Below are 25,251 nucleotides of genomic sequence, written 5' to 3' on the forward strand. Positions count from 1 at the left end.
GGCGCTCAAGGGTAGTCGGGCACCATCGCCAGCCGGCGCAGACCATTGAAGTGCTCGGGGTCGGCAAGGTACTCGAGCATGACCTGACGCCAGGTCGGGTCGGCGAAGGTCTGCACATGGCCGCCGCGTGTCAGTTGCAGTACGCGCGGCGGCGGTGCAGCCTTGAACAGGCGGATACCATTGGCCACGGGCACCACAGGGTCGTCGATGCTCTGGAAATACAGCTGCGGCACACCCTTGAGCCGCTCCACCGCGCGAATGGCGCTGTCGCTGTCCGGCACCAACCACGACAGCGGCACTTGCAACGGCCAGGTCAGCCACGACGTGCTCAGGGTGTAACGTCCCACGTCGCGGTAGCTGGCCGGCACCCCATCGAATACGATTGCCTTGAGCCGCCCCCGTTGCACCGGGTGCTCGCCAAGGTAATGCACGGCCAAGGCGCCACCCAGACTCTGACCCAGCAACACCAGCGGTTTGTTGCGCACCTCGGGCTGAACCTGAAGCCACGCGAAGGCCGCATCGATGTCTTCGTACACTGCCGGCAAACTTGGCGAACCCGCCGACAGGCCATAGCCCCGATAGTCGATCATCAGCACCTGATAACCCTGCTCGGGCAACCAGCCACTGCCCCCCAGATGCCAGGCCAGATTGCCGCCGTTGCCGTGCAAGTGCAGTACCGTACCCTTGACCGGCACACCCGCCTTGGCCGGCAACCACCAGCCGTGCAGACGAGTACCGTCGGCGGCAGTCAAGGTCACGTCCCGATAGGCCAGATGCGCCACCGCCGGGGTCAGCGGCTGGCCGGGCGCGGGATAGAACAACAGCGAGCTGCAGCCGGCCAGCGCCAATGCCGCAGCCCACAGCGCCGACCTACAGAATGTTCGAATAATCGGCTTCAATCCGGTCCAGGCTCAAATGATTGAGGAAGTTGGAGAAGCACATCCAGGCGCTCAAGGCATTCATGTCACGGAACTGTTCGGGCAAGTACTTGGGCGCCACCACCAGGCCTTCGTCCACCAACTGGCGCAAGGTGCGCATGTCTTCCAGGGTGGTCTTGCCGCAGAACAGCAGCGGCACCTGCTCCAGCTTGCCCTTGCGCACGGCCAGCTGGATGTAGTTGTAGACCATGATGAAGCCCTTGAGATAGGACAGGTCCTTGGTGAACGGCAGCCCGGTGGGCGTCGACCCACGGAACACCCGGCTGGCGTTGCCGTAGCTCTCGGCCATCTCGAAGCCTTGCTCGCGGAAGAAATCGTAGACCTGCAGAAAGTCCGCGCCCTCCTCCACCATATGAATGGCGCGGGTGCGGTTGGTCAGCTTGCGCAGGCGGCTGGGGTAGGAGGCGAACGCGATCACTTCCATAAGGATGGCCAGGCCTTCCTGGGTCACGGTGGACGACGGCGGGCCCTTGGCCAGGAAGGTACAGATCGGCTGGCTGAGGCCGTTGAGGGTGGTGCCCACATGGACCAGCCCTTCGTGGACTTCCAGCGCACGTACATCCCGTTCGTTGAACATGGCATCGGCGCGGATCTTGATGTAGTCGGCACCGGCCGCCGCGTCGGCGACGATGCCGTCGGACTCGAACACGCGGATGGTGCCTTCCGCTTCACCGAAGGTGCGGTTGAGACGGCTTTGCAGCATCGCCACGGCGTCCTTGGCGGTGAGGGTCTTGGCCTCGTCCTTGAGGTCGCCGCGCCCGGCAATGTTGTTCAGGTAATCAGAGAGCATCATGCCCAGGTCGGCCAAGGTCGGGTCGCCGGCATGGAAGGCATCCGAGGCCGCGCCATACAGTTCCTGGGAAATCAGCCCGAAATCCTCGGTGCCGCGCGCTTCAAGCATGCGCACCACCATGCGGTATTCCTTGCACATGCGCCGCATGATCTGCCCGACCGGGTTGAACTGGCCGAGCTGGCGGGTGATGTCCCGCTCGATGTTCTGGAACTCCAGCTTCACCGCGCTGGAGTCGAAGGCCAGCGGGCGGTTCTGGTAATACGCTCGGTCAACGGCCGGCAACGCCTTGCCTTTGGTCTTGAGAAAGCCTTGGCGGATGCTGTCGTCCCACTTCACGGCGTCCAGCACGCGGATCGGCGTCTGCGCCTGCACGATCCGGTCGGACAAGGCACGTATCGTCTGCTGGTATTCGTCCATCTGCACTCCGCAATTGAGAAGCCGGTTATCGAGAAGAGCCTGGCCCACCCGAGCCCAGCACCAGGTGCATGAAGCGCACCAGGGTATTCATCTGGTGCCCATCCAGAGCGGTGTCCGGCTTGAGCAGGCCCTGATATTCCATGCGGCCGATGATCGCCGTCAACAGCTGTGCATCTTCGCTGGGCTCCCGGGAGCCTAACACCTCCAGCAGCTGGCGAGCGCCTTGCAGCAGGATGCGTTCGTGGGAACACACCAGCGCTGCCAGGCGTGGATTGAGCAGTGCCTCCTGACGAAAAGCCTGCTCGGCGATCAGGTAGTCACGGCGACTGCGCAACTGGCGCTGCACATAATCCACGGCCATCTGCGCAATAGTGTCGGCCAGCCGCGAGCGACCTGCCGGTGTGCCGTCGTTCTCGGCCAGCAGTTCGCGCAGCAGGGATTCGGTGTTCAGCCACAGCTTGGCCATGAACGCGGCGCTACGCTCGACGTAATGAGCGAAGGTATCGTTGAGCAGGTCGTCGAGGTCTTTGAAGTAATAGGTGGTGGCGGACAGCGGCACATCGGCCTCGGCCGCAACGGCGCGATGACGCACACCGCGCAAGCCATCGCGCACGACCACACGCATGGTGGCGTCGAGAATGTCCTGACGGCGCTGTTCGCTGCCTTGGCGGGCGGCCTTGCGGCCCTGGTAGCGGACGGCCTGGCCGACGGCGGTGGCGACTGTGGCGGCGCCTTGGGGTATAGGGGTCACTTTGGGTTCCATGTGAGGTTGGGGTCCATTTCCGTTTTGTGCAAATTCAAGCCAAAAAAAACCGCCTCATCGGAGGCGGCTTGTATCAGCCTTGTTACGCCTGTGGCCGCATGTGCGGGAACAGGATCACGTCGCGAATCGACGGGGCATTGGTCAGCAGCATCACCAAACGGTCGATGCCGATGCCTTCACCGGCCGTGGGCGGCATGCCGTATTCCAGGGCGCGGACAAAGTCGGCGTCATAGTGCATGGCTTCGTCGTCGCCGGCGTCCTTGTCGGCCACCTGAGCCATGAAACGCGCGGCCTGATCTTCCGCATCGTTGAGCTCGGAATAGGCGTTGGCGATTTCACGGCCGCCGATGAACAACTCGAAGCGGTCGGTGACGTTGGGGTTGTCGTCATTGCGACGGGCCAGCGGCGAGACTTCGAACGGGTACTGGGTAATGAAATGCGGCTGCTCCAGTTTGTGCTCCACCCGTTCCTCGAAAATCATCACCTGCAACTTGCCCAGGCCTTCGAAGCCCAGCACCTTGGCACCGGCTTTCTTGGCGATGTCGCGGGCCTTGTCGATGTCGCTGAGGTCGGCAGCGGTGAGGTCCGGGTTGTAGTGCAGGATCGAATCGAACACCGACATCCGCGCGAACGGCTCGCCGAAATGGAACACCTTTTCGCCGTACGGCACGTCGGTGCTGCCCAGAACCAGCTGAGCCAGCTCACGGAACAGCTCTTCGGTGAGGTCCATGTTGTCTTCGTAGTCGGCGTAAGCCTGGTAGAACTCGAGCATGGTGAACTCGGGGTTGTGCCGGGTCGAGACGCCTTCGTTACGGAAATTGCGGTTGATCTCGAAGACCTTCTCGAAGCCACCGACCACCAGACGCTTGAGGTAAAGCTCCGGCGCGATGCGCAGGAACATTTCCATGTCCAGGGCATTGTGATGGGTTTCGAACGGCTTGGCCGCCGCGCCACCGGGGATGGTCTGCAGCATCGGCGTCTCGACTTCGAGGAAGTCGCGCTGCATCAGGAAGCTGCGAATGTGCGCGATCACTTTGGAGCGTACGCGGAAGGTCTCGCGAACGTCTTCGTTGACGATCAGGTCGACGTAGCGCTGGCGATAGCGCTGCTCGGTGTCGGTGAGGCCGTGGTGCTTGTCCGGCAGCGGGCGCAGCGACTTGGTCAGCAGGCGCACGCGGGTCATTTCCACGTACAAATCACCCTTGCCGGAACGGGCCAGAGTGCCTTCGGCAGCGATGATGTCGCCCATGTCCCAGGTTTTCACGGCGGCCAGGGTTTCCGGCGACAGGGTCTTGCGATTGACGTAGACCTGAATGCGCGCGGTCATGTCCTGGATCACCATGAACGAGCCACGGTTGAGCATGATGCGACCGGCAACCTTGACCGGGATCGCTGCAGCTTCCAGCTCTTCCTTGGTCTTGTCGACGTATTGCTTTTGCAGGTCACCTGCATAGCTGTCGCGGCGGAAGTCGTTGGGGAAGGCCTGACCCTGGGCGCGCACGGCGGCCAGTTTGTCCTTGCGCAGGGCAATCAGGGTGTTCTCTTCCTGTTGCAGGTCTTGCGGATCGAGTTGTTGGTCGCTCATGTCTTCACAATTTCCATCACGGGTTCGTTACCCCCTGCCTCGCGGCAGGGGTGCGTGGCTTACAGCCCTTGTTTCAGGCTGGCCACCAGGTACTCGTCGATATCGCCGTCCAGCACCTTGTCGCAGTCACTGCGCTCGACGCTGGTGCGCAGATCCTTGATCCGCGAGGCATCGAGCACGTAGGAGCGGATCTGGTGACCCCAGCCGATGTCGGATTTGGTGTCTTCCAGCGCCTGGGAGGCGGCGTTGCGCTTCTGCACTTCCTGCTCGTACAACCGGGCCCGCAGCATTTTCATGGCGGTGTCCTTGTTGGCGTGCTGGGAGCGCTCGTTCTGGCAGCTGACCACGGTGTTGGTGGGCACGTGGGTGATCCGCACCGCCGAGTCGGTGGTGTTGACGTGCTGACCGCCCGCGCCGGACGACCGATAGGTGTCGATGCGCAGGTCCGACGGGTTGATATCGATTTCGATGTTGTCGTCGATCTCGGGAGAGACGAACACCGCCGAAAACGAGGTGTGGCGACGGTTGCCGGAGTCGAACGGGCTTTTGCGCACCAGACGGTGCACGCCGATCTCGGTGCGCAGCCAGCCAAAGGCATATTCACCCTTGATATGCAGTGTTGCGCCCTTGATACCGGCTACTTCACCGGCCGACAGCTCCATGATGGTCGTGTCGAAGCCACGTTTGTCGGCCCAGCGCAGGTACATGCGCAGCAGGATGTTGGCCCAGTCCTGGGCCTCGGTTCCGCCGGAGCCGGCCTGGATGTCCAGGTAGGCATTGTTGGCGTCCATTTCGCCGCTGAACATGCGCCGGAATTCGAGCTTTTCCAGCGACTCGCGCAGGCGTTCGACTTCGGCCGAGACGTCGGCTACAGCGCCTTCGTCCTCTTCTTCGGCGGCCATTTGCAGCAGGTCGCGGGCATCGGCCAGCCCACTGTGCATTTCGTCGAGGGTGTCGACGATCTGGGCCAGCAGCGAGCGTTCACGGCCCAGTTCCTGGGCGTAAGACGGGTTGTTCCAGACAGCGGGATCTTCAAGCTCGCGATTGACTTCGGTCAGACGCTCATGCTTTTGATCGTAGTCAAAGATACCCCCGAATAGTTTCGGAGCGCTCGGACAGGTCCTTGATGCTGTTAAGGATCGGGTTGATTTCCATGGCGGGCGGCACTCGTGCTTGGGCGTGTCAAAAGCCGGAGAGTATAACCCAGCTGCGCGAGGCGTGCGCGATCTCTATGGGTTCAGCCCGTGGGCCGCAGTGGCAACAACGCGACCCTTCTGCCCGACCGCCGCGTCCGCATCACTGGCAACCCTGGAATCTTCCACAGCAGCCCTGAGCTGCAGAGATATCCCTACAGATCCTGCCCCACCACCACCTGATTGCGGCCGTTGTTCTTGGCCTGGTACAGGCCCTTGTCCGCCGTGGAGATCAGTTCGCGGCAGTTGTCCGGCCGCGATGGGGTCATGGTGGCCAGGCCGATGCTGACGGTCAGGTTGGAACCCGCCTGCGGGGCGATGTGCGGGATGTTCAAACCGATGATGGTCTGGCGCAGCTTTTCGGCGATCAAGCGCGCGCCGCCCGGGGACGTGCCCGGCAGCACCAGGGAGAACTCTTCGCCGCCGTAGCGTGCAGGCAGATCGGTGGCGCGGCTGGTGGTCTGGCGAATGGCTTCAGCCACCCGGCGCAACGCTTCGTCGCCGTCCAGGTGGCCGAAGTTGTCGTTGTACAGCTTGAAGTAATCGACGTCGATCATCAGCAGCGAGATCTGCGTCTTGTCTCGCAGGGCGCGGCGCCACTCCAGCTCCAGGTATTCGTCGAAGTGCCGACGATTGGACAGCCCGGTCAGGCCGTCGGAATTCATCAGGCGCTGCAGCACCAGGTTGGTGTCGAGCAACTGTTGCTGGCTGACCCGCAAGGCGCGGTAGGCATCGTCACGCTGCAGCAGGGTCAAGTAGGAACGCGAATGGTAGCGGATGCGCGCCACCAGCTCGATGGTGTCCGGCAGCTTGACCAGGTAGTCGTTGGCGCCTGCGGCGAACGCGGCGCTCTTGATCATCGGGTCTTCCTTGGTGGAAAGCACGATGATCGGGATGTCCTGGGTCGCCGGGTGATTGCGGTATTCGCGCACCAGGGACAGACCGTCCAGCCCAGGCATGATCAAGTCCTGCAGAATCACCGTGGGCTTGATGCGCATGGCCTGGTTGATGGCCTGCTGCGGGTCGGAACAGAAATGGAAGTCGATGTTTTGCTCGTGGGCCAGGCTGCGCCTGATCGCCTCACCGATCATGGGCTGGTCGTCGACCAGCAACACCATCGATTTATAGGCGTCTGAGGAGGTGAATTCTTCGATCTGCAGGTCAATCATGCTCTGTCACCTGGTTACGGCGCGCTCGGTGGCTCGGGTTCATTGGGCAAAAACGTCCATCAGTCGTGGGGCAATCCGCTCCAGCGGACGTATTTCGACCGCTGCATCTATCGCCGCAGCCGCCTTGGGCATCCCGTACACCGCACAGCTCTGCTGATCCTGAGCAATGGTCAGATAACCCTGTTCGCGCATCAGCTTGAGGCCTTGCGCGCCATCGCGCCCCATCCCGGTCAACAGCACGCCAATGGCGTCACCGGTCCAGAACTGCGCGACACTTTCAAAGAAAACATCGATCGACGGCCGGTAAATTTCGTTTACCGGCTCTGCCGTGTAGGCGAGGGTACCATTTTTTAACAAACGAATATGGTGATTGGTGCCAGCCAGTAGCACAACGCCAGCTTGCGGCCGTTCGCCATCGCTGGCAAGCCTGACCTGAAGACCCGAAACACCGGACAACCACTCGGCCATGCCGGCCGCGAACACCTGGTCGACATGCTGGACCAGCACGATGGCCGCAGGAAAGTCTCGCGGCAGCCCCTTGAGCAGAATTTCCAGCGCCGCCGGGCCGCCGGCGGAGGAACCGATGGCCACCAGGCGCTCGCGTTGTTCGCTCTGCCGTGGTGCCGGCTGGAAGGTCTTGACCGGTGCGCCGCGCTGGCCGATCAGCCAGCCGATATTGAGGATCTTGCGCAACAGCGGCGCTGCGGCGTCCTGCGGATTGCCCGCGCCCAGGGCCGGCGTGTCGACCACATCCAGTGCGCCATGGCCCATGGCCTCGAAGACCCGATTCATGTGCGCCTGACGGTCCACGGTGACGATGACGATGGCGCAGGGGCTCTTGGCCATGATCTGGCGCGTGGCCTCTACCCCGTCCATCACTGGCATGATCAGGTCCATGAGGATCAGGTCCGGCGTCTGCGCCTCGGCCCGCTCCACCGCCTGGGCGCCGTCCTGCGCCACCCAGATGATCTGGTGGGCCGGCTCGAAAGCAATAGCCCGACGTAATGCCTCGACTGCCAGCGGCATGTCGTTGACGATGGCGATCTTCATTCCTGGGCTCCCCCGATCAACTCCACGACCGCATCGAGCAACGCGTCGTCATGAAAACTGGCTTTTGCCAGATAATAGTCGGCGCCGGCATCCAGCCCCCGTCGTCGGTCCTCCTCACGGTCTTTATATGAGACCACCATCACAGGTAATGCCTGCAGGCGGCTGTCGCGACGCAACAAGGTGACCAGTTCTATGCCGTCCATGCGCGGCATGTCGATGTCGGTGATCAGCAGGTCGAACGCTTCGCTGCGCAGGGCGTTCCAGCCGTCCATGCCGTCCACTGCCACGGCCACCTCGTAGCCACGATGGGTCAGCAGCTTGCGCTGCAGCTCGCGCACGGTCAGGGAATCGTCCACCACCAGGACTTTCTTGCGCGGCACTTCATTCTGGCGGTTGCGCCGGTCAATACGCTCCAGCCGCCCGGTATTGAGCAACTTCTCCACCGAGCGCAGCATGTCCTCGACATCGACGATCAATACCACCGAGCCGTTGTCGAGCAGGGCACCGGCAGAAATGTCCTGAACCTTGCCCAGTCGTGGGTCCAGCGGCAACACCACCAGGGTGCGCTCACCAATGAACCGCTCGACCGCCACGCCGTAGATGGCCTCGCGCTCGCGAATCACCACGACTTTCAACGAGTCTTCGGGGCCCTGGGACGCCGGCCGCTGCAGCAACTGGCTGGCGGCCACCAGGCCGACGTGCTGGCCCTGATACCAGAAGTGCTGGCGGCCTTCGAGCTGGACGATGTCGTCGGCGGCCAGATCCAGCATGTGTTCGATGTGGGCCAGGGGAAAGGCATAGGCTTCTTCGCCCACCTCGACCACCAGGCTGCGCACCACCGACAGGGTCAGCGGCACTTCCAGATGGAAGCGACTGCCCTGCCCCGCCACCTGATACAGGTCCACGGAGCCACGCAACTGGCGGACCATGTGCTGCACCGCGTCCAGGCCCACGCCGCGGCCGGACACTTCGGTCACGGTGTCGCGCAGACTGAAGCCCGGCAGAAACAGAAACGACAGCAGTTCCTCTTCACTCAGCTGCGCCGCCGTGTCGGCCGGCGATAACTGCCGGGCAATGATGGTGCGGCGCAGGCGCTCCAGATCGACGCCGTTGCCGTCATCGCTCAGTTCCAGCACCAGCAGACCCGCCTGATGGGAGGCCCGCAGGCGAATCGTGCCCTCGGCAGACTTGCCGGCCAGCAGGCGCGCTTCGGGCGATTCGATGCCATGGTCCACGGCGTTGCGCAGCAGGTGGGTCAAGGGCGCTTCGAGGCGTTCGAGCACATCGCGATCGACCTGGGTCTTCTCGCCTTCGATTTCCAGGCGCACCGGCTTGCCCAGGCTGCGGCCCAAGTCGCGTACCATGCGTTCCTGGCCCACCAGCACGTCGGCAAAGGGCCGCATGCGGCACGCCAACGCGGTGTCATAGAGCAACTGCGCGCGCTGACTGGCCTGCCAGCCGAACTCGTCGAGGTCGCTGGTCTGGCGCGAGAGCATTTGCTGGGCGTCGGCCAGCAGGTGCTGAGCCTGGCCCAGGGCTTCGCGCACGTCATCGCCTGCCGCGCTGCCCTCCAGTTGCTCCTTGACCCGGTCCAGGGCTTGCAGGCTCTGGGACTGCAACCGGCGCATGCGCTGCATTCCGGTGAGGTACGGCTTGATCCGCTGGGTTTCCACCAGTGACTTGCTGGAAAGATCCAGCAGGCTGTTCAAGCGTTCGGCGGTGACTCGCAGCACCCGTTCGCCACCCTCGAGACGGCCGCCGCGGTTCGGCGCGATCCCACCGCCTACCGGCTCGGGGGCTTGGGCTTCGACCGGGACTGGCGCCTCGACCACGGGCAGGATCAGGCTCGACTCCAGCTCTGGAGCCACGCTGGGCGGCGCTGTTGCGGGGGCTGCGAGGGCTGCCGTCTGCGCAACGTCCGGGTCCAGCAGTGCCTCCATTTGCACGACCCAGGCGTCAATGTCCCGGGGGCCGGGGATATTGCCCGGCGTGCCGATGCGCATCAACAGGTCGGTGCCCTGCAGCAAGGCATCGATGTGCTCGGGCAGCAGGTACAGCCGCCGGTCCTGGGCGCGCACCAGACATTCTTCCATCAAGTGCGCGACGCTGACCCCGGCATCGACGCCGACAATCCGTGCCGCCCCCTTGAGGGAGTGGGCGGCGCGCATGCAGGCTTCGAGGTGCTCGGCCTGGGTCGGATTGCGCTCCAGGGCCAGCAAGCCATTGCTGAGCACCTGGGTCTGAGCCTCGGCCTCCAGGCTGAACAGCTCCAGCAGCGATGCATCACGCATCTGGTCGGGGGTCATGTCAGGCTCCGGGTCATCGCGGCCAGCAACGGCTCATCATCCAGCACGCGCACACTGCGGCCGTTGAACGCCAGCACGCAGCGGGTGAAACGAGCGCCCGCCTGGCTGGCGGCCACCGAGGCACTGTCCAGCAGGTCTTCACCGATACCATGGATGCCGTCGACCTCGTCCACCGGCACCACCACCGAGCCACCCTGGGCGCCGATGATCAGCATCCGCGGTGTCACCCGTGCCGTGCTGGCGGGCGGCGCACTGCCGGCCTGTATACCGAGCAACTCGCCCAGCGACAGGCAGGCCACCAGCGCACCGCGTACGTTGGCGACGCCCAGCAAGGCCCGGGAACGTTGATGGGGCAACGAATGCACCGGCTGCAAGGTGGAAACCTCGATCAGCCGGCGCGTGGCCAACGCCAGCCACTCATCGCCCAGACGAAAGATCAGCAGCGAGCGGCTGGCCACTTCGCCCTGTTGCGCCCGGTATTCCTGTTGCACCCGTTGCTGACCCAGCGAATAGCGGTCCAGCAGGCGCGTGGCTGCGGCGGCATACACCGAGCAGTTGCGACAATGGATATGCTCCACCAGCAGGGGGCAGGACTTGTCGCCCAGTACGCCGATCCGGTTCCAGCAATCGTCGATGGGCTCGGCATCCTGCTGGATCACATCCAGCGTCTGCAGACTGTGCTCACTCATCCGCGCGGCTCCTGCTCACCCGAGCGGCCACTGCGGGCGGCGCGCTCCTGAAGACGCCGCGCACCGGCAGTGTCCCCCTGGGCGGCCAGTAACATGGCCAACTGGGACAAGGCTTCGACATGCTGGGGTTCCAGGTACAGCGCCTTGCGGTAGAAGGCTTGCGCAGCACTGATGTCGCCGGCCACATCACTGAGCAGGCCCAGCCAGTAATACACCTGTGCCGTGGGCGCATGCTGCTTGAGGTAGTCCTCGCAGGCCGCCCGAGCCTCCAGGCTTTTGCCTCCGTTGGCGAGGTTGGCGATATGCGTCAACAGCGCCTGGTTATCGGTGTCCCTGGCGGCCTGGGGCGCGATCGGCGCCGCCAGTACCGGCCTTGGCCTGGGCGTGACGTTCGGGGCCGGGCGCGCGGCCCTGGCCTGGCGGACGGGCACCGGAGGCGCGATGACCGGCGCCGCCGGGCTCGGCATCGGCGCAGGCTCAGGCTCTGCACGGACGAAGGCGAAGGACTGCGCGATACCGATCGGGCGCATGCCCATGCGCGCCAACAGACTGCCCTCGGCCGGGCCGATGAACAGTGCGCCGTCGGCCAGAGTGAAGTTCTTCAAGACCTCGAACACCCGCTGCTGGGTCTCGATGTCGAAATAGATCAGCAGATTGCGGCAGAACACGAAATCGTAGCGGGGCTCTTTGGCCAGCAGCGCCGGGTCGAGAATGTTGCCCGCCTGAAAGCGCACCTGAGCCGTCACCCGTTCGTTGAGGCGATAGCCGTCGGCTTCGGCCTGAAAGTGCCGGTCGCGATAACCCAGTTGCTGCCCGCGAAACGAGTTGCGCCCATACACGGCGCGCTGGGCCTTGGCCACCGACAACGGGCTGATGTCCACGGCGTCGACCTTGAATTGCGCTGGCGCGATACCGGCATCCAGCAGGCTCATGGCAATGGAATAAGGCTCTTCGCCCGTGGAGCACGGCAGGCTAAGCAGCCGCAGGCCGCGCACGCCCTTGAGCGTGGCCAGCCGTTGCTGGGCCAGCCGCGCCAAGGCGTCGAAGGTTTCCGGGTAGCGCAGGAACCAGGTCTCGGGAACAATCACGGCTTCGATCAAGGCTTGCTGCTCGGCCGGTGAGCTCTGCAACAGCTGCCAATAGGCGGACAAGTCCGGCTGTACGGCGGCCTTGCAGCGCAGCTGCACGGCCCGCTCGATCATCGGCGCACCCACCGACGCCACATCCAGACCGATGCGGTCACGCAGATAGGCGAAAAACCGCGAATCGTCGCTCATGGGCCCACCTCATCCGTATCGGCCGGCATGTAAAGCAACTCGCACACCGCCTCACTGAGCAAGTCCCCGACACGCACCCATTGCATCATCCCCTGGGCATCCTCGCGCACCGGCCCCAGGTAAGGCGCCTCGCGATTATTCAAACCATAGCTGCGAAATTCGTCCGGCGAGCAGCGCAAGGTTTCGTTGGCATGCTCCAGCACCAGCCCGAGCAAACGCTCGGGATACCGGGGGTCCGTGCGGTAGTGCACCAGCACCAGCCGGGTGCTGGTGCGCGCGGCAGCGGGGTGGCCGAACGCCAGTTGGCTGAGGTCGATCACCGGCACCATCTGCCCGCGATGGGCGAAAATCCCCGCGACCCAGCCCGGCGAACGGGCGATCGGCTTGAGTGCCAGGCGCGGCAGCACCTCGGCGATTTCCGCTGCCTGCAAGGCAAAGCGGTCCTGGCCGATGCTGAACACCAGAAACAATTTATGGCGCGGCGCGGGCGCGCCCGCAGTGCCGGGGATACTCATCAGACTTTAAAGCGCGATACGCCGCCGCGCAGCCCGGTGGCCACCTGGCTCAGTTCATCAATGGCGAAGCTGGCCTGGCGCAATGACTCCACGGTCTGGCTGCTGGCGTCGCCCAGTTGGGTCAAGGCGTGATTGATCTGCTCGGCACCGGTGGCCTGGGCCTGCATGCCTTCGTTGACCATCAGCACCCGCGGCGCCAACGCCTGCACTTGAGCAATGATCTGCGACAGCTGATCGCCCACCTGGGTGACTTCGTACATGCCCCGGCGCACTTCTTCGCTGAACTTGTCCATGCCCATCACCCCCGCGGACACGGCCGACTGGATCTCGCGGACCATCTGTTCGATGTCGTAAGTGGCCACTGCCGTCTGATCGGCCAGGCGCCGCACTTCGGTGGCCACCACGGCGAAACCACGGCCGTACTCACCGGCCTTTTCGGCTTCGATGGCCGCGTTGAGGGACAGCAGGTTAGTCTGGTCGGCGACCTTGACGATGGTCACCACCACCTGATTGATGTTGCCGGCCTTCTCGTTGAGCACCGCCAGCTTGTTGTTCACCAACTCGGCCGCGCCCATGACCTGATGCATGGTCTCCTCCATGCGCGAAAGGCCTTGCTGTCCGGAACCGGCCAGCAGCGAGGCCTGATCGGCCGCCGTGGTCACTTCGCTCATGGTGCGTACCAGATCACGTGAGGTCGCCGCGATTTCACGGGAAGTAGCGCCGATTTCGGTGGTGGTCGCCGCAGTTTCAGTGGCCGTGGCCTGCTGCTGCCGGGACGTGGCGGCGATCTCGGTGACCGAGGTGGTCACCTGCACCGACGAACGCTGGGCCTGGGAAACCAGACCGGTCAGCTCCGTCATCATGTCGTTGAAACCCAACTCCACTGCGCCGAACTCGTCCTTGCGCGCCAGGTTCAGGCGCCGGCTAAGGTCGCCGGTGCGCATGGTCTCGAGGATGCCGACGATCTTCTTCATCGGCTCCATGATCGAGCGCATCAACAGGAAACCGCAGAGTGCGGCGGCCAATATCGCCAGCACCAGGGAGATGCCCATGGTCAGCTTCGCGGTGTTGACGTCCTGGTCAATGGCATCGGTGGCCTGGGTCGCCGCCTTGCGGTTGGCATCGATGACCAGGTTCAGGTGCTTGCGGCCGTTATTCCAGAGAGGTGTGAGCTCGTTGGTGAACATTTCCTGCGCTTCCATGAAACGCTTGTGCTTGTAGGCGTCGATGACCTTGGCCAGTGAGGCCTCATAGCCCTTGCGCATATCGCCGAACTGTTCGAACTGAGCCTGGTCGGTGGCGTCCTGGATCGTCGCGCGGTACAGCGCCATCTGCTCGGTGAGCTTATCGCCGAAGCCCTTGTAGGCATCATCGTCGGCCGTGACCAGTTCGCGCTGGTAGCTCAGCCCGATCAATTGCTGGGTATAGAGATAACTGTCGACCCAGGCGCTGCGCATCATCGAGCCATAGAACACCCCGGGGACGCTGTCGGTGCGCACCGCCGTTTCACTGGCCTCGATTCGTTGCAGACGGCTATAAGAGGCAACAACCATGGCCAGCATGATGGCGATGATCACGGCGAAACTCGCCAGAATGCGATGGCGCAACGTCCAGTTCTTCACGGTAAACCCTCGGGGGAATGCTTCGACTGCACATGAAAGGCGGCCGAGTATAAAACGGCAGCTCAGACAGATTCATGCTCAGCGAATACTTTCCATTATATGTAAGGGTATTACCAGCGGCGGTTGACATTCAGGCGTCAGAATTTTGGTGGGCCGGCCGGCGCGCGCTCCCCACACAAACCGCGATGGCGCCCCTGTGTCAGGAAAGCGCTGCCCTCGCGGCCTTCACCTGCGCCTCCAGCTCGGCCTTGAGCCTATCGTCCAGCGACAACTGCCGCGCCAGCTCGTCCAGATAGGCCCGCTCCATGAAGTGCTCTTCATCCACCATCATTACACTGGCCAAGTACATCTCGGCGGCCATTTCCGTGGTCTTGGCCGAGCGCGCGACGTCTACAGGGTCCAACGGCCGATTCAGTTCGCTGTGCAGCCAGGCCTGCAGCTCGTCGCCCGTGCCCAACCGCGTGATCTCCTCCTCGATCAACTGCCGCTCGCGCTCATCCACGTGGCCATCGGCCTTGGCCGCCGCCACCAGCGCCCGAAGGATCGCCTGGCTGTGCTCCTCGGCTTGCGCGGCCGGCAGCCGGTCCAGGGTCTGGGGCTCGCCTCGGGGTGCGGTCTGCTGCTGCGCCTGCCAGTTGCCATAGGCCTTGTAAGCCATCACCCCCAACGCCGCCAGGCCACCATAGGCCAGTGCTTTGCCGCCGAGCTTGCGCGCCTTGCGGTTGCCCAGCAGCAGCCCCACCGCACCGCCTGCCAGCCACCCACCTCCGGTGCCGCCGAGCAGGCTGCCCAATGCACCAGTGACCGGAGATTGGGCAGGCGAGCCGGGCTTGCCTTGCAGCAGTTGCTGGCCGGACTGGAATAATTGGTCGAGCAGGCGGCGGGTGTCCATGAGGGTCTCCAGGCTGGGATGGGATACACAGGAGATTAATTCCAATGGGGAACCAGCAGTTGGCAGATGTACTTCTGGATATTTCAGTTCCAACGCCCTCAGCCCCACACGAGCATTCGGCCATCGATAAATAAGATATACACTCCAGCCAATCGCAAAAACCGGACCCAGCCCGCATGATGACCCTGCGCCAGATCCGCCATTTCATCGCCGTTGCCGAGACCGGCTCTATCTCCGCCGCCGCTCAGGCCGTGTTCATTTCCCAGTCCACCCTGACCCAGGCCATCCAGCAACTGGAGCAGGAGATCGGCGTGACCCTGTTCAGTCGCCATGCCAAGGGCATGACCCTGACCCATCAGGGCCATCAATTCCTGCGCCAGGCGCATTTGATTCTGGCCACGGTGGACAACGCCAAGCGCAGCCTGCAGCAAAGCACTGATCAGGTCGCCGGTCAGTTGACCGTGGGGGTGACCAGCCTGGTGGCCGGTTATTACCTGGCCGACCTGCTGACCCGTTTCCAGCGCGCCTACCCCAATGTCGGCATCCGTGTGATGGAGGACGAGCGCCCCTACATCGAGCATTTGCTCGTCAGTGGCGAGATCGATGTCGGGGTGCTGATTCTCTCCAACCTCGAAGACCGGCACGCCTTGCAGACCGAAGTACTGACCCACTCGCCCCACCGCTTATGGCTGCCACCCCAGCACCCGCTGTTGGAACACGACAGCATCAACCTCGCCGACGTTGCCGGCGAGCCGTTGATTCAGCTAAACGTCGATGAAATGGACCGCAATGCCCAGCGCATCTGGGCCGGTGCCGGTCTGCAGCCGCGGATCAGCCTGCGCACGGCGTCCACCGAAGCGGTGCGCAGCCTGGTGGCTGCCGGGCTGGGGCTGTCGATCCAGCCGGACATGACCTACCGACCCTGGTCTCTGGAGGGTGACATCATCGAAGCACGGCCACTGGCCGACCTGACCCAGACGCTGGACGTCGGCCTGGCCTGGCGCCGGGGCACGGCGCGACCGGCGCTGGTGGACCCGTTCCTGACCGTCGCCCGCGAGCAACCCCATGGCGGCAAGCGGCTATCGATTTAATCGAATGCTGCCTTCGTTATTTAGAATTTGTAGTCCCCCTGCGCAGCCACTAGTCTCGATTCATCGAGCGCACTGCGCGGATCTTCAGTTGCAAGCCCAGGAGAGCCGCCGTGCCGAACAAGACCCGAGCGCACAAGATGAGCGAACTTCAGACATGCCTGTTGATCGACGGCCAGTTAGTGGCCGGCCAGGGCGTTGTCGAAGCCATCGTCAACCCGGCCACCGCCGAGCTCATCACGCAGATTGCCGAAGCCAGCACCGAACAGGTGGAAGCGGCCATCCTCGCCGCCCACCGCGCGTTCGACGGCTGGTCGCGCACCACCCCGCAGCAGCGGGCCAGTTGTCTGCTGGCCATCGCCGACGCCATTGAAAGCCGCGCCGATGCTCTCGCCCGTCTGGAATCGTTGAATTGCGGCAAACCCTTGCACCAGGCACGCCAGGATGACCTGAACGCTACGGTCGACGTGTTCCGCTTCTTCGCCGGCGCCGTGCGCTGCCAGACCGGCCAGCTCGCAGGCGAATATTTGCCCGGCTACACCAGTATGGTGCGTCGCGACCCCATCGGCGTGGTGGCGTCCATTGCGCCGTGGAACTACCCGCTGATGATGGCCGCGTGGAAGATCGCCCCGGCCCTTGCCGCGGGCAACACCCTGGTGTTCAAGCCCTCGGAGCACACCCCGCTGTCGATCCTCGCGCTGGCGCCGGTGCTTGCCGAGCGGCTGCCCAAGGGCGTGCTGAATATCATCTGCGGCGGCGGCGAAGGGGTGGGCAGCCATCTGGTCAGCCACCCGAAGGTACGCATGGTGTCGTTGACCGGCGATATCGTCACCGGTCAGAAAATCCTTCAGGCCGCCGCCCGCACGGTCAAGCGCACCCACCTTGAACTGGGCGGCAAGGCGCCGGTGATTGTCTGCAACGACGCCGACCTCGCCGCCGTTGTCGAGGGGGTACGCAACTACGGTTACTACAATGCCGGTCAAGACTGCACTGCCGCCTGCCGCATCTACGCGCAGGCCGGGATTCACGACCGGCTGGTGGCCGAGCTGGGCGCGGCCGTCTCGACCCTGCGCTTTGCCGGCAAGCGCGATGGCGACAACGAGCTCGGCCCGCTGATAAGCCCACGTCAGCGCGACCGCGTTGCCAGCTTTGTCGAGCGCGCTTTGAGCCAGCCGCACATCGAACGGGTGACTGGCGCTGCCGTGCACTCGGGCCCCGGTTTCTACTACCAGCCGACGTTGCTGGCCGGCTGCAAGCAAGGCGACGAGATCGTCCAGCGCGAAGTGTTCGGCCCGGTGGTGACCGTGACCCGCTTCGAGGAACTGGGTCAGGCAGTGGAATGGGCCAATGATTCGGAGTACGGCCTTGCCTCTTCGGTGTGGACCCAGAACCTGGACAAGGCCATGCAGGTGGCCGCGCGCTTGCAGTACGGCTGCACCTGGATCAACAGCCATTTCATGCTGGTCAGCGAGATGCCCCATGGCGGCTTGAAACGCTCGGGCTATGGTAAGGATCTGTCCAGCGATTCTTTGCACGACTACAGCGTGGTGCGCCACATCATGGCGCGCCACGGCGCTGCACAGTTTTAACCCGCCGCACCCATTCCAATAACCAGATGCACCTGCTTGAGCTGTTCACAACTGCCCCGAACATAATTTGAAAAAGAGGGATCACCATGTTTGTGCACAAGACCGCACTGTTGAGCGCTTTGACTACCTTGCTGATGGGCAGCTGTGGCGTTCAGGCCGCCGAGCCGCTCAAGGCCGTCGGCGCGGGCGAAGGCGAGTTGGATATCGTCGCCTGGCCGGGGTATATCGAACGGGGCGAAAGTGACAAGGCCTACGACTGGGTCACCGGCTTCGAACAGGAGACGGGCTGCAAGGTCAACGTCAAGACTGCGGCCACCTCTGACGAGATGGTCAGTCTGATGACCAAGGGTGGCTACGATCTGGTCACGGCGTCCGGGGATGCGTCCCTGCGCCTGGTGGCCGGCAAGCGGGTGCAGCCGATCAACACCGCGCTGATCCCCAACTGGAAAAACCTTGACCCGCGGCTCAAGGACGGCGCCTGGTACGTGGTGAACAAGCAGACCTATGGCACGCCCTACCAGTGGGGGCCGAACGTGCTGCTGTACAACACCGACACCTTCAAGACGCCGCCCACCAGCTGGGGTGTGCTGTTCAACCCGCAGACCCTGCCTGACGGCAAGTCCAACAAGGGCCGCGTGCAGGCTTACGACGGCCCGATCTACATCGCCGATGCGGCGCTGTACCTCAAGAGCGCCAAGCCTGAACTGGGCATCAGCAATCCTTATGAACTGACCGAAACCCAGTACAAGGCAGTGCTCGACCTGCTGCGCCAACAGCATCCGCTGGTCCATCGCTACTGGCATGACGCAACGGTGCAGATGAGCGACGTGAAAAATGAAGGCGTAGTGGCCACCAGCTCCTGGGGCTACATGGTCAACGGCCTGCAGGCCGACAAGCAGCACGTGGCCTCGACCATTCCCAAGGAAGGTGCCACTGGCTGGGCCGACACCACCATGCTCCACGCCGAGGCCAAGCACCCCAACTGCGCCTACAAGTGGATGGACTGGTCGTTGCAGCCCAAGGTCCAGGGGGACGTCGCCGCCTGGTTCGGCTCGCTGCCGGCGGTACCGGCCGCGTGCAAGGCGAGCACCCTGCTGGGTGCCGAGGGTTGCGCCACTAACGGCTTCGACCAGTTCGACAAGATCGCTTTCTGGACCACGCCACAGGCTGAGGGCGGCAAGTTCGTGCCGTACAGCCGCTGGACCCAGGACTATATCGCGATCATGGGCGGCCGCTAGGGCCGACATCCTCTGCGGCTGCTTTTCTGTGGGAGCAAGCCTTGGCTGCGATGCAGGCGACCCGGTCTGACGGGGGTGCGCGTTGAGGCCATCGCGCCCAAGGGCTGCTCCTGCAGCGTGAACCTCAAGCAGGACCAACCTGTGAGGGCGGCGCTGTGTGCGCGAAATTTCTGGAGATTACCCATGACGCTTGCCGTCCAGTTCACTAACGTCTCGCGCATCTTTGGCGAGGTCAAAGCCGTCGACCGAGTGTCCATCGACATCCAGGACGGAGAATTCTTTTCCATGCTCGGCCCATCGGGTTCGGGCAAGACCACCTGCCTGCGCCTGATCGCCGGTTTCGAGCAACCCAGCGCCGGTTCCATCCGCATCCATGGGGTGGAAGCCGCCGGCTTGCCGCCCTATGAACGTGACGTCAACACGGTGTTCCAGGACTATGCGCTGTTTCCCCACATGAACGTGCGGGACAACGTCGCCTACGGTCTCAAGGTCAAGGGCGTGGCCAAGGCCGAGCGCCTGGTACGGGCCGACGAAGCGTTGGCGATGGTCGCCCTCGACGGCTACGGCGAACGCAAGCCGGTGCAGATGTCCGGCGGCCAGCGCCAACGCGTGGCCCTGGCCAGGGCGTTGGTCAACAGGCCACGGGTGTTGCTGCTGGACGAGCCGCTGGGCGCGCTGGACCTCAAGCTGCGCGAACAGATGCAGGGCGAACTGAAAAAGCTGCAACGTCAACTCGGCATCACCTTCATCTTCGTCACCCATGACCAGACCGAAGCGCTGTCCATGTCCGACCGCGTGGCGGTGTTCAACAAGGGCCGTATCGAGCAGGTGGACACCCCGCGCAACCTGTACAGGCGTCCGTCCACCACCTTCGTCGCCGAATTCGTCGGCACCTCCAATGTTCTGCGCGGCGATCTCGCCCTGCTGCTCAGCGGCAACGCCCTGCCCTTCTCCATTCGCCCGGAACACATCCTGCTGGGCGACAGCGCACCCGCCAGCCATGAAGTCCAGGTCTCGGGCCTGCTCCACGACATCCAGTACCAGGGCAGCGCCACCCGTTACGAGCTCAAGCTGGACAACGGCCAGACCCTCAGCGTCAGCCAGGCCAACAGCCAATGGCAGACCGACGCCACCCCATTGCAAGCCGGCCAGCGCCTGACCGCCCGCTGGGCGCGGGAAGCCATGGTGGCGTTGCACGACAGCCATGCCGGCGGTGCGCTGTGATGAGCCTGACGGCCCTGCAATCGGCCATGACCACGCCGCGCCCGGGTCCGCTGCGGCGGGTCTGGAACCTGCTCTACCGCCAGCCCAATCTGTACCTGGCACTGCTGCTGGTGCCGCCGCTGCTGTGGTTCGGCGCGATCTACCTTGGTTCACTGCTGAACCTGCTGTGGCAGGGTTTCTACACCTTCGACGACTTCAGCATGACGGTCACCCCGGACCTGACCGGCGCCAACTTCGCCGCGCTGTTCAACCCGGCCAACTTCGACGTCATCGAGCGCACCTTGCTGATGGCCGTGGCGGTGTCCATTGCCAGTGCCATCATCGCCTTCCCCATCGCCTACTACATGGCGCGCTACACCTCGGGCAAGACCAAGGCGTTTTTCTACATTGCGGTGATGATGCCGATGTGGGCCAGCTACATCGTCAAGACCTACGCCTGGACCCTGCTGCTGGCCAAGGGCGGCGTGGCGCAATGGTTCCTCCAGCACCTGGGGCTGGAACCGCTGCTGCAATGGCTGCTGCAGGTTCCGGGGGTGGGCGGGAGCACCCTGTCCACGTCTCAGCTGGGGCGCTTTCTGGTCTTCGTGTACATCTGGCTGCCGTTCATGATCCTGCCGGTGCAGGCGTCTCTGGAGCGCCTGCCGCCATCCTTGCTGCAGGCCTCGGCGGACCTGGGTGCGCGGCCTCGGCAGACGTTCATGCAGATCGTGTTGCCGTTGTCGGTGCCCGGCATCGCTGCCGGCTCCATCTTCACCTTCTCCCTGACCCTCGGTGATTTCATCGTGCCGCAACTGGTGGGCCCGCCCGGCTACTTCATCGGCAGCATGGTGTATGCCCAGCAAGGCGCCATTGGCAACCTGCCCATGGCGGCGGCGTTCACCCTGGTGCCCATCGTGCTGATCGCGATCTACCTCTCCATTGTCAAACGCCTGGGGGCCTTCGATGCACTCTGAAAAAGCGCCATGGGGCCTGCGCCTGGCGGCGTGGGGTGGGCTGGTGTTTCTGCACTTCCCGATCCTGATCATCTTCGTCTACGCCTTCAACACCGAAGACTCGGCCTTCAGCTTTCCACCGCAGGGCTTCACCGTGAAGTGGTTCAGCATCGCCTTCTCGCGGCCCGACGTGCTAGACGCGATCAAGCTGTCGTTGCAGGTCGCCTGCCTGGCCACCGCCATCGCTCTGGTACTGGGTACTCTGGCCTCGGCGGCGCTGTACCGGCGGCATTTCTTCGGCAGGGACGGCATCTCGCTGATGCTGATACTGCCCATCGCCTTGCCCGGCATCATCACCGGGTTGGCCTTGCTCTCGGCGTTCAAGGCGCTGGGGATCGAGCCGGGGCTGCTGACCATCGTCATCGGCCACGCGACCTTCTGCGTGGTGATCGTCTACAACAACGTCATCGCCCGGCTGCGGCGTACCTCCCACAGTCTGGTGGAAGCCTCCATGGACCTGGGCGCCGACGGTTGGCAGACCTTCCGCTACATCATCCTGCCCAACCTGGGTTCAGCCTTGCTGGCGGGCGGCATGCTGGCCTTCGCCCTGTCGTTCGACGAAATCATTGTCACCACCTTCACCGCCGGCAACCAGCGCACCTTGCCCATCTGGCTGCTCAACCAGCTCAGCCGGCCAAGGGATGTGCCGGTGACCAACGTGGTGGCCATGGCGGTAATGCTGGTGACCATGCTGCCGATCCTCGGCGCCTATTACCTGACCCGTGGCGGCGAAAGCGTTGCGGGCAGCAGCAAATAAGACTGACTGAGCCAATGGAGCGTATTCCCATGCAAACCCAATTGCTGATCAACGGCCAACTGGTCACCGGCGAAGGCCCGCTGCAAGCGGTGTTCAACCCGGCGCTCGGCCGCGTGCTGGTCGAGGTTCACGAAGCCAGCGAAGCCCAGGTGGACGCCGCCGTGAGCGCTGCCGACGGGGCGTTCGACAGCTGGTCGCAAACCGCACCCAAGGACCGATCGCTGCTGCTGCTCAAACTGGCCGATGCAATCGAAGCCCACGGCGAAGAACTGGCGCGACTGGAGTCGGACAACTGCGGCAAACCCTACAGCGCAGCGCTGAACGACGAGATCCCGGCCATTGCCGACGTCTTCCGCTTTTTCGCCGGGGCCAGCCGTTGCCTGAGCGGCTCGGCGGCCGGGGAATACCTGCCGGGTCACACCTCGATGATCCGCCGCGACCCGGTCGGCGTGATTGCCTCCATCGCGCCATGGAACTACCCGCTGATGATGGTCGCCTGGAAGATCGCCCCGGCGCTGGCCGCCGGCAACACCGTGGTGCTCAAGCCTTCGGAGCAGACACCCTTGACCGCCTTGCGCCTGGTGCAGTTGGCCAACGACATCTTTCCGGCCGGCGTGCTCAATCTGGTGTTCGGTCGCGGCCCCACCGTCGGCAGCCCGTTGGTGACCCATCCCAAAGTGCGCATGGTCTCGCTGACCGGTTCGATTGCCACCGGCGCCCATATCATTTCCAGCACCAGCGACAACGTCAAACGCATGCACATGGAGCTGGGCGGCAAGGCCCCGGTGATCATCTTCGACGACGCCGACATTGACGCGGCAGTCGAAGGGATTCGCACGTTCGGCTTCTACAACGCCGGCCAGGACTGCACGGCGGCCTGCCGCATCTATGCCCAGGCGGGCATCTACGAGCGCTTCGTGGAGAAGCTCGGTGAAGCGGTGAGCAGCATCAAAGTGGGCCTGCAGGATGACCCGGACACCGAGCTGGGCCCGCTGATTACCGCCCAGCATCGCGACCGTGTGGCGGCCTTCGTCGAACGGGCCGTGGCGCAACCGCACATCCGCTTGATCACCGGCGGCAAGGCGGTGGACGGCGACGGCTATTTCTTCCAGCCCACCGTGCTGGCAGACGCGCAGCAGGATGACGAGATCGTCCGCCGCGAAGTGTTCGGCCCAGTGGTCTCGGTGACCCGTTTCGCGGATGAAGCCCAGGTGCTGGGCTGGGCCAACGACTCTGACTACGGCCTGGCCTCATCAGTGTGGACGACGGACGTAGGCCGCGCCCACCGCCTCTCGGCGCGCCTGCAGTACGGCTGCACCTGGGTCAACACGCACTTCATGCTGGTCAGCGAAATGCCCCATGGCGGGCAGAAATTGTCGGGCTACGGCAAGGATATGTCGATGTATGGGCTGGAGGACTACACCACCATTCGGCATGTGATGTTCAAGCATTGAACCACCGCGATTATCTGTAGGACCGAGCTTGCTCGGGAACCCGGCCTGGCCAATTCCCGAGCAAGCTCGGTCCTGCAGAGAACCCGACACCTCTCAAAAAAGCGGCACCTCAGACCGCCCCTCATAAAACCAAAAAAAACGGCCGTACCTACGGAGCATCCCGACCCATGAGCACCCTCGACCACGACAGCGACGCAGAACAACTGCGTCAACTTGGCTATACCTCCAATTTCAATCGCAGCATGAGCCTGTGGGAAAACTTCGCCCTGGGCTTCACCTACCTGTCCCCCGTGGTGGGCGTCTACACCTTGTTTGGCCTGTGCCTGGCTGCGGGTGGCCCGCCGATGTTCTGGACCTACCTGCTGGTGGGCTTCGGGCAGATGCTGGTGTGCCTGATCTTCGGCGAAGTGGTGTCGCAATTCCCGATTTCCGGTGGCGTCTATCCTTGGGCCCGCCGTCTGGCAGGCAAGCGCTGGGCGTGGATGGTGGGCTGGGTGTATTCCATCGCCCTGTGCGTGACCATCGCCGCCGTGGCGGTCGGGGCCGGCCCGTACCTGGCTGTGATGCTGGGTTTTGAACCAAGCAACAACACCAACATCGCCATTGCCCTGGTGCTGACGCTGTTCGCCACCCTGGTCAACCTCAGCGGCACCAAGGTGTTGGCGCGTATCGCCATGTTCGGCTTCGTCTGTGAACTGGTGGGCGCGTTGATCGTCGGTCTCTACCTGCTGATCTTCGAACGCCATCAGCCGTTCAGCGTGCTGTTCAATACCTTCGACATCCGCGTCGACGGCTCCTACCTGCCGGCCTTCCTCACCGCGTCGCTGGCCGGGATGTTTCTCTACTACGGCTTCGAAGCCTGCGGCGACGTGGCCGAAGAAACCCCCAACCCGAGCAGGCAAATTCCCATTGCCATGCGCATGACCCTCTACATCGGTGGCATCTCGGCGATGTTTGCCTGCCTGGCGCTGATCCTCGCCGTACCAAACATGCAGGCGGTGATCAACGGCACCGACAAGGACCCGGTGACCACCGTGCTCAACAATGCCTTCGGCAGCGTCGGCTCGCGGGTGATCATGGCTGTGGTCATGGTCTCGTTCATCTCCTGCGTGATCAGCCTGCAGGCCGCCGCCAGCCGTTTGCTGTACGCCTATGCCCGTGACGAAATGATCATCGGCAGCGGCACGCTGAAAAAGCTTTCGGTGAGTACTCAGGTGCCGGTGAACGCCTTGGTGGTGGCCGGCGTGTTACCCGCGCTGATCATCGTCGCCGGCTTCTTCCTGCAGGACGCGGTGGCGACCATCGTCAGCTTTGCCGCCATCGGCATCTACCTGGCCTTCCAGATGATCGTCCTCGCCGCCCTCTATGCCCGCACCCGCGGCTGGAAACCCAACGGCAAATTCAACCTCGGCGCCTGGGGCCTGCCGGTCAACATCGGCGCGCTGCTCTACGGCGTCTCGGCCATCGTCAACATGGCCTGGCCGCGCACGCCGGATGCGCCTTGGTACCTGAACTACGCCATGGTCCTGACCACGGCGATCGTGATCGGCCTGGGGCTGGTCTACATGTGGCTGGCCAAGCCGTATGACCGGGGCAACGCGCCGGCAGGTGACGCCTGGAAGGTCGCTCGGTAAAATCGACAACGATGACCTTTGGCTGGCCGCACATGCACGAAGCCCAGGCTGGGTGCTGGTCCCCCG

Annotated in this window: 21 protein-coding genes; 8 read left to right on the top strand and 13 right to left on the bottom strand. The window is 63.7% G+C overall.

Annotated elements, in window-relative coordinates:
* Positions 1-5 precede the first annotated feature (5 nt).
* The 13 genes from HB675_RS06800 to HB675_RS06860 all read right to left on the bottom strand — a co-directional run bounded on the left by HB675_RS06800 (position 6) and on the right by HB675_RS06860 (position 15,209).
* On the bottom strand, positions 6-899 hold the full coding sequence (locus tag HB675_RS06800; RefSeq protein ID WP_213876973.1) for an alpha/beta hydrolase: 894 nt from the start codon (positions 897-899) through the stop codon (positions 6-8).
* Entirely contained in the window at positions 871-2,148 is a 1,278-nt protein-coding gene (locus tag HB675_RS06805; protein ID WP_213876975.1) for a flavohemoglobin expression-modulating QEGLA motif protein, read from the bottom strand. The genes HB675_RS06800 and HB675_RS06805 overlap by 29 nt, the downstream gene beginning before the upstream one ends.
* 25 nt (positions 2,149-2,173) lie before the next feature.
* Positions 2,174-2,890 carry a TetR family transcriptional regulator gene (locus HB675_RS06810; RefSeq protein WP_213877307.1) on the bottom strand — a complete coding sequence of 239 codons (717 nt, stop codon included), beginning with the start codon at positions 2,888-2,890 and terminating at the stop codon, positions 2,174-2,176.
* 103 nt (positions 2,891-2,993) lie between these two features.
* Positions 2,994-4,496 (bottom strand): lysine--tRNA ligase, encoded by a 1,503-nt coding sequence (gene lysS / locus HB675_RS06815; RefSeq protein ID WP_213876977.1) that lies wholly within the window; start codon positions 4,494-4,496, stop codon positions 2,994-2,996.
* Positions 4,497-4,555: 59 nt separating this feature from the next.
* Positions 4,556-5,651 (bottom strand): peptide chain release factor 2 gene (gene prfB / locus HB675_RS06820; RefSeq protein WP_213876979.1). Its coding sequence is split into 2 segments (ribosomal slippage): positions 4,556-5,578 and positions 5,580-5,651, totalling 1,095 coding nucleotides; the frame shifts between segments, so codons are not numbered across the junction.
* A gap of 193 nt (positions 5,652-5,844) precedes the next feature.
* A complete protein-coding gene (locus HB675_RS06825) occupies positions 5,845-6,858 on the bottom strand; it encodes a PleD family two-component system response regulator (RefSeq protein WP_213876981.1) in 1,014 nt (337 codons plus the stop codon).
* Between the two features lie 39 nt (positions 6,859-6,897).
* Positions 6,898-7,908, bottom strand: a complete 1,011-nt coding sequence (locus tag HB675_RS06830; protein ID WP_213876983.1) for a chemotaxis response regulator protein-glutamate methylesterase — start codon at positions 7,906-7,908, stop codon at positions 6,898-6,900.
* Positions 7,905-10,214 (bottom strand): hybrid sensor histidine kinase/response regulator, encoded by a 2,310-nt coding sequence (locus HB675_RS06835; RefSeq protein ID WP_213876985.1) that lies wholly within the window; start codon positions 10,212-10,214, stop codon positions 7,905-7,907. Before HB675_RS06835 ends, HB675_RS06830 begins: the two co-directional genes overlap by 4 nt.
* Positions 10,211-10,903: a chemotaxis protein CheW gene (locus tag HB675_RS06840; RefSeq protein WP_213876987.1), complete on the bottom strand. Its 693-nt coding sequence runs from the start codon at positions 10,901-10,903 to the stop codon at positions 10,211-10,213. The genes HB675_RS06835 and HB675_RS06840 overlap by 4 nt, the downstream gene beginning before the upstream one ends.
* Complete coding sequence (locus tag HB675_RS06845) at positions 10,900-12,180, bottom strand: protein-glutamate O-methyltransferase CheR (RefSeq protein WP_213876989.1); 1,281 nt, start codon at positions 12,178-12,180, stop codon at positions 10,900-10,902. The genes HB675_RS06840 and HB675_RS06845 overlap by 4 nt, the downstream gene beginning before the upstream one ends.
* Positions 12,177-12,695 carry a chemotaxis protein CheW gene (locus HB675_RS06850; protein WP_213876991.1) on the bottom strand — a complete coding sequence of 173 codons (519 nt, stop codon included), beginning with the start codon at positions 12,693-12,695 and terminating at the stop codon, positions 12,177-12,179. Before HB675_RS06850 ends, HB675_RS06845 begins: the two co-directional genes overlap by 4 nt.
* Positions 12,695-14,317 (bottom strand): methyl-accepting chemotaxis protein, encoded by a 1,623-nt coding sequence (locus tag HB675_RS06855; protein WP_213876993.1) that lies wholly within the window; start codon positions 14,315-14,317, stop codon positions 12,695-12,697. Before HB675_RS06855 ends, HB675_RS06850 begins: the two co-directional genes overlap by 1 nt.
* A 199-nt stretch (positions 14,318-14,516) precedes the next feature.
* Complete coding sequence (locus HB675_RS06860; RefSeq protein WP_213876995.1) at positions 14,517-15,209, bottom strand: tellurite resistance TerB family protein; 693 nt, start codon at positions 15,207-15,209, stop codon at positions 14,517-14,519.
* 176 nt (positions 15,210-15,385) lie between these two features.
* Here HB675_RS06860 and HB675_RS06865 point away from each other — a divergent pair, with 176 nt between their 5' ends.
* From HB675_RS06865 to HB675_RS06900, 8 genes are all read left to right on the top strand, one after another.
* The gene (locus tag HB675_RS06865) at positions 15,386-16,300 is read left to right on the top strand and encodes a LysR family transcriptional regulator (protein WP_213876997.1); all 915 of its coding nucleotides are present in this window, start codon (positions 15,386-15,388) and stop codon (positions 16,298-16,300) included.
* Between the two features lie 137 nt (positions 16,301-16,437).
* The gene (locus tag HB675_RS06870) at positions 16,438-17,886 is read left to right on the top strand and encodes a gamma-aminobutyraldehyde dehydrogenase (protein WP_213877309.1); all 1,449 of its coding nucleotides are present in this window, start codon (positions 16,438-16,440) and stop codon (positions 17,884-17,886) included.
* A gap of 86 nt (positions 17,887-17,972) precedes the next feature.
* Positions 17,973-19,124: a putative ABC transporter substrate-binding protein YdcS gene (gene ydcS, locus HB675_RS06875; RefSeq protein ID WP_213876999.1), complete on the top strand. Its 1,152-nt coding sequence runs from the start codon at positions 17,973-17,975 to the stop codon at positions 19,122-19,124.
* Between the two features lie 183 nt (positions 19,125-19,307).
* A complete protein-coding gene (locus HB675_RS06880) occupies positions 19,308-20,348 on the top strand; it encodes an ABC transporter ATP-binding protein (protein WP_213877001.1) in 1,041 nt (346 codons plus the stop codon).
* On the top strand, positions 20,348-21,301 hold the full coding sequence (locus tag HB675_RS06885; RefSeq protein ID WP_256737481.1) for an ABC transporter permease: 954 nt from the start codon (positions 20,348-20,350) through the stop codon (positions 21,299-21,301). The genes HB675_RS06880 and HB675_RS06885 overlap by 1 nt, the downstream gene beginning before the upstream one ends.
* Entirely contained in the window at positions 21,291-22,097 is an 807-nt protein-coding gene (locus tag HB675_RS06890; RefSeq protein WP_213877003.1) for an ABC transporter permease, read from the top strand. The genes HB675_RS06885 and HB675_RS06890 overlap by 11 nt, the downstream gene beginning before the upstream one ends.
* 29 nt (positions 22,098-22,126) lie before the next feature.
* Positions 22,127-23,551, top strand: a complete 1,425-nt coding sequence (locus HB675_RS06895; RefSeq protein WP_213877005.1) for a gamma-aminobutyraldehyde dehydrogenase — start codon at positions 22,127-22,129, stop codon at positions 23,549-23,551.
* Between the two features lie 167 nt (positions 23,552-23,718).
* A complete protein-coding gene (locus HB675_RS06900; protein WP_213877007.1) occupies positions 23,719-25,185 on the top strand; it encodes an amino acid permease in 1,467 nt (488 codons plus the stop codon).
* Positions 25,186-25,251: the final 66 nt, after the last annotated feature.

This window comes from Pseudomonas sp. dw_358, from assembly GCF_018449655.1.
GTDB lineage: Bacteria > Pseudomonadota > Gammaproteobacteria > Pseudomonadales > Pseudomonadaceae > Aquipseudomonas.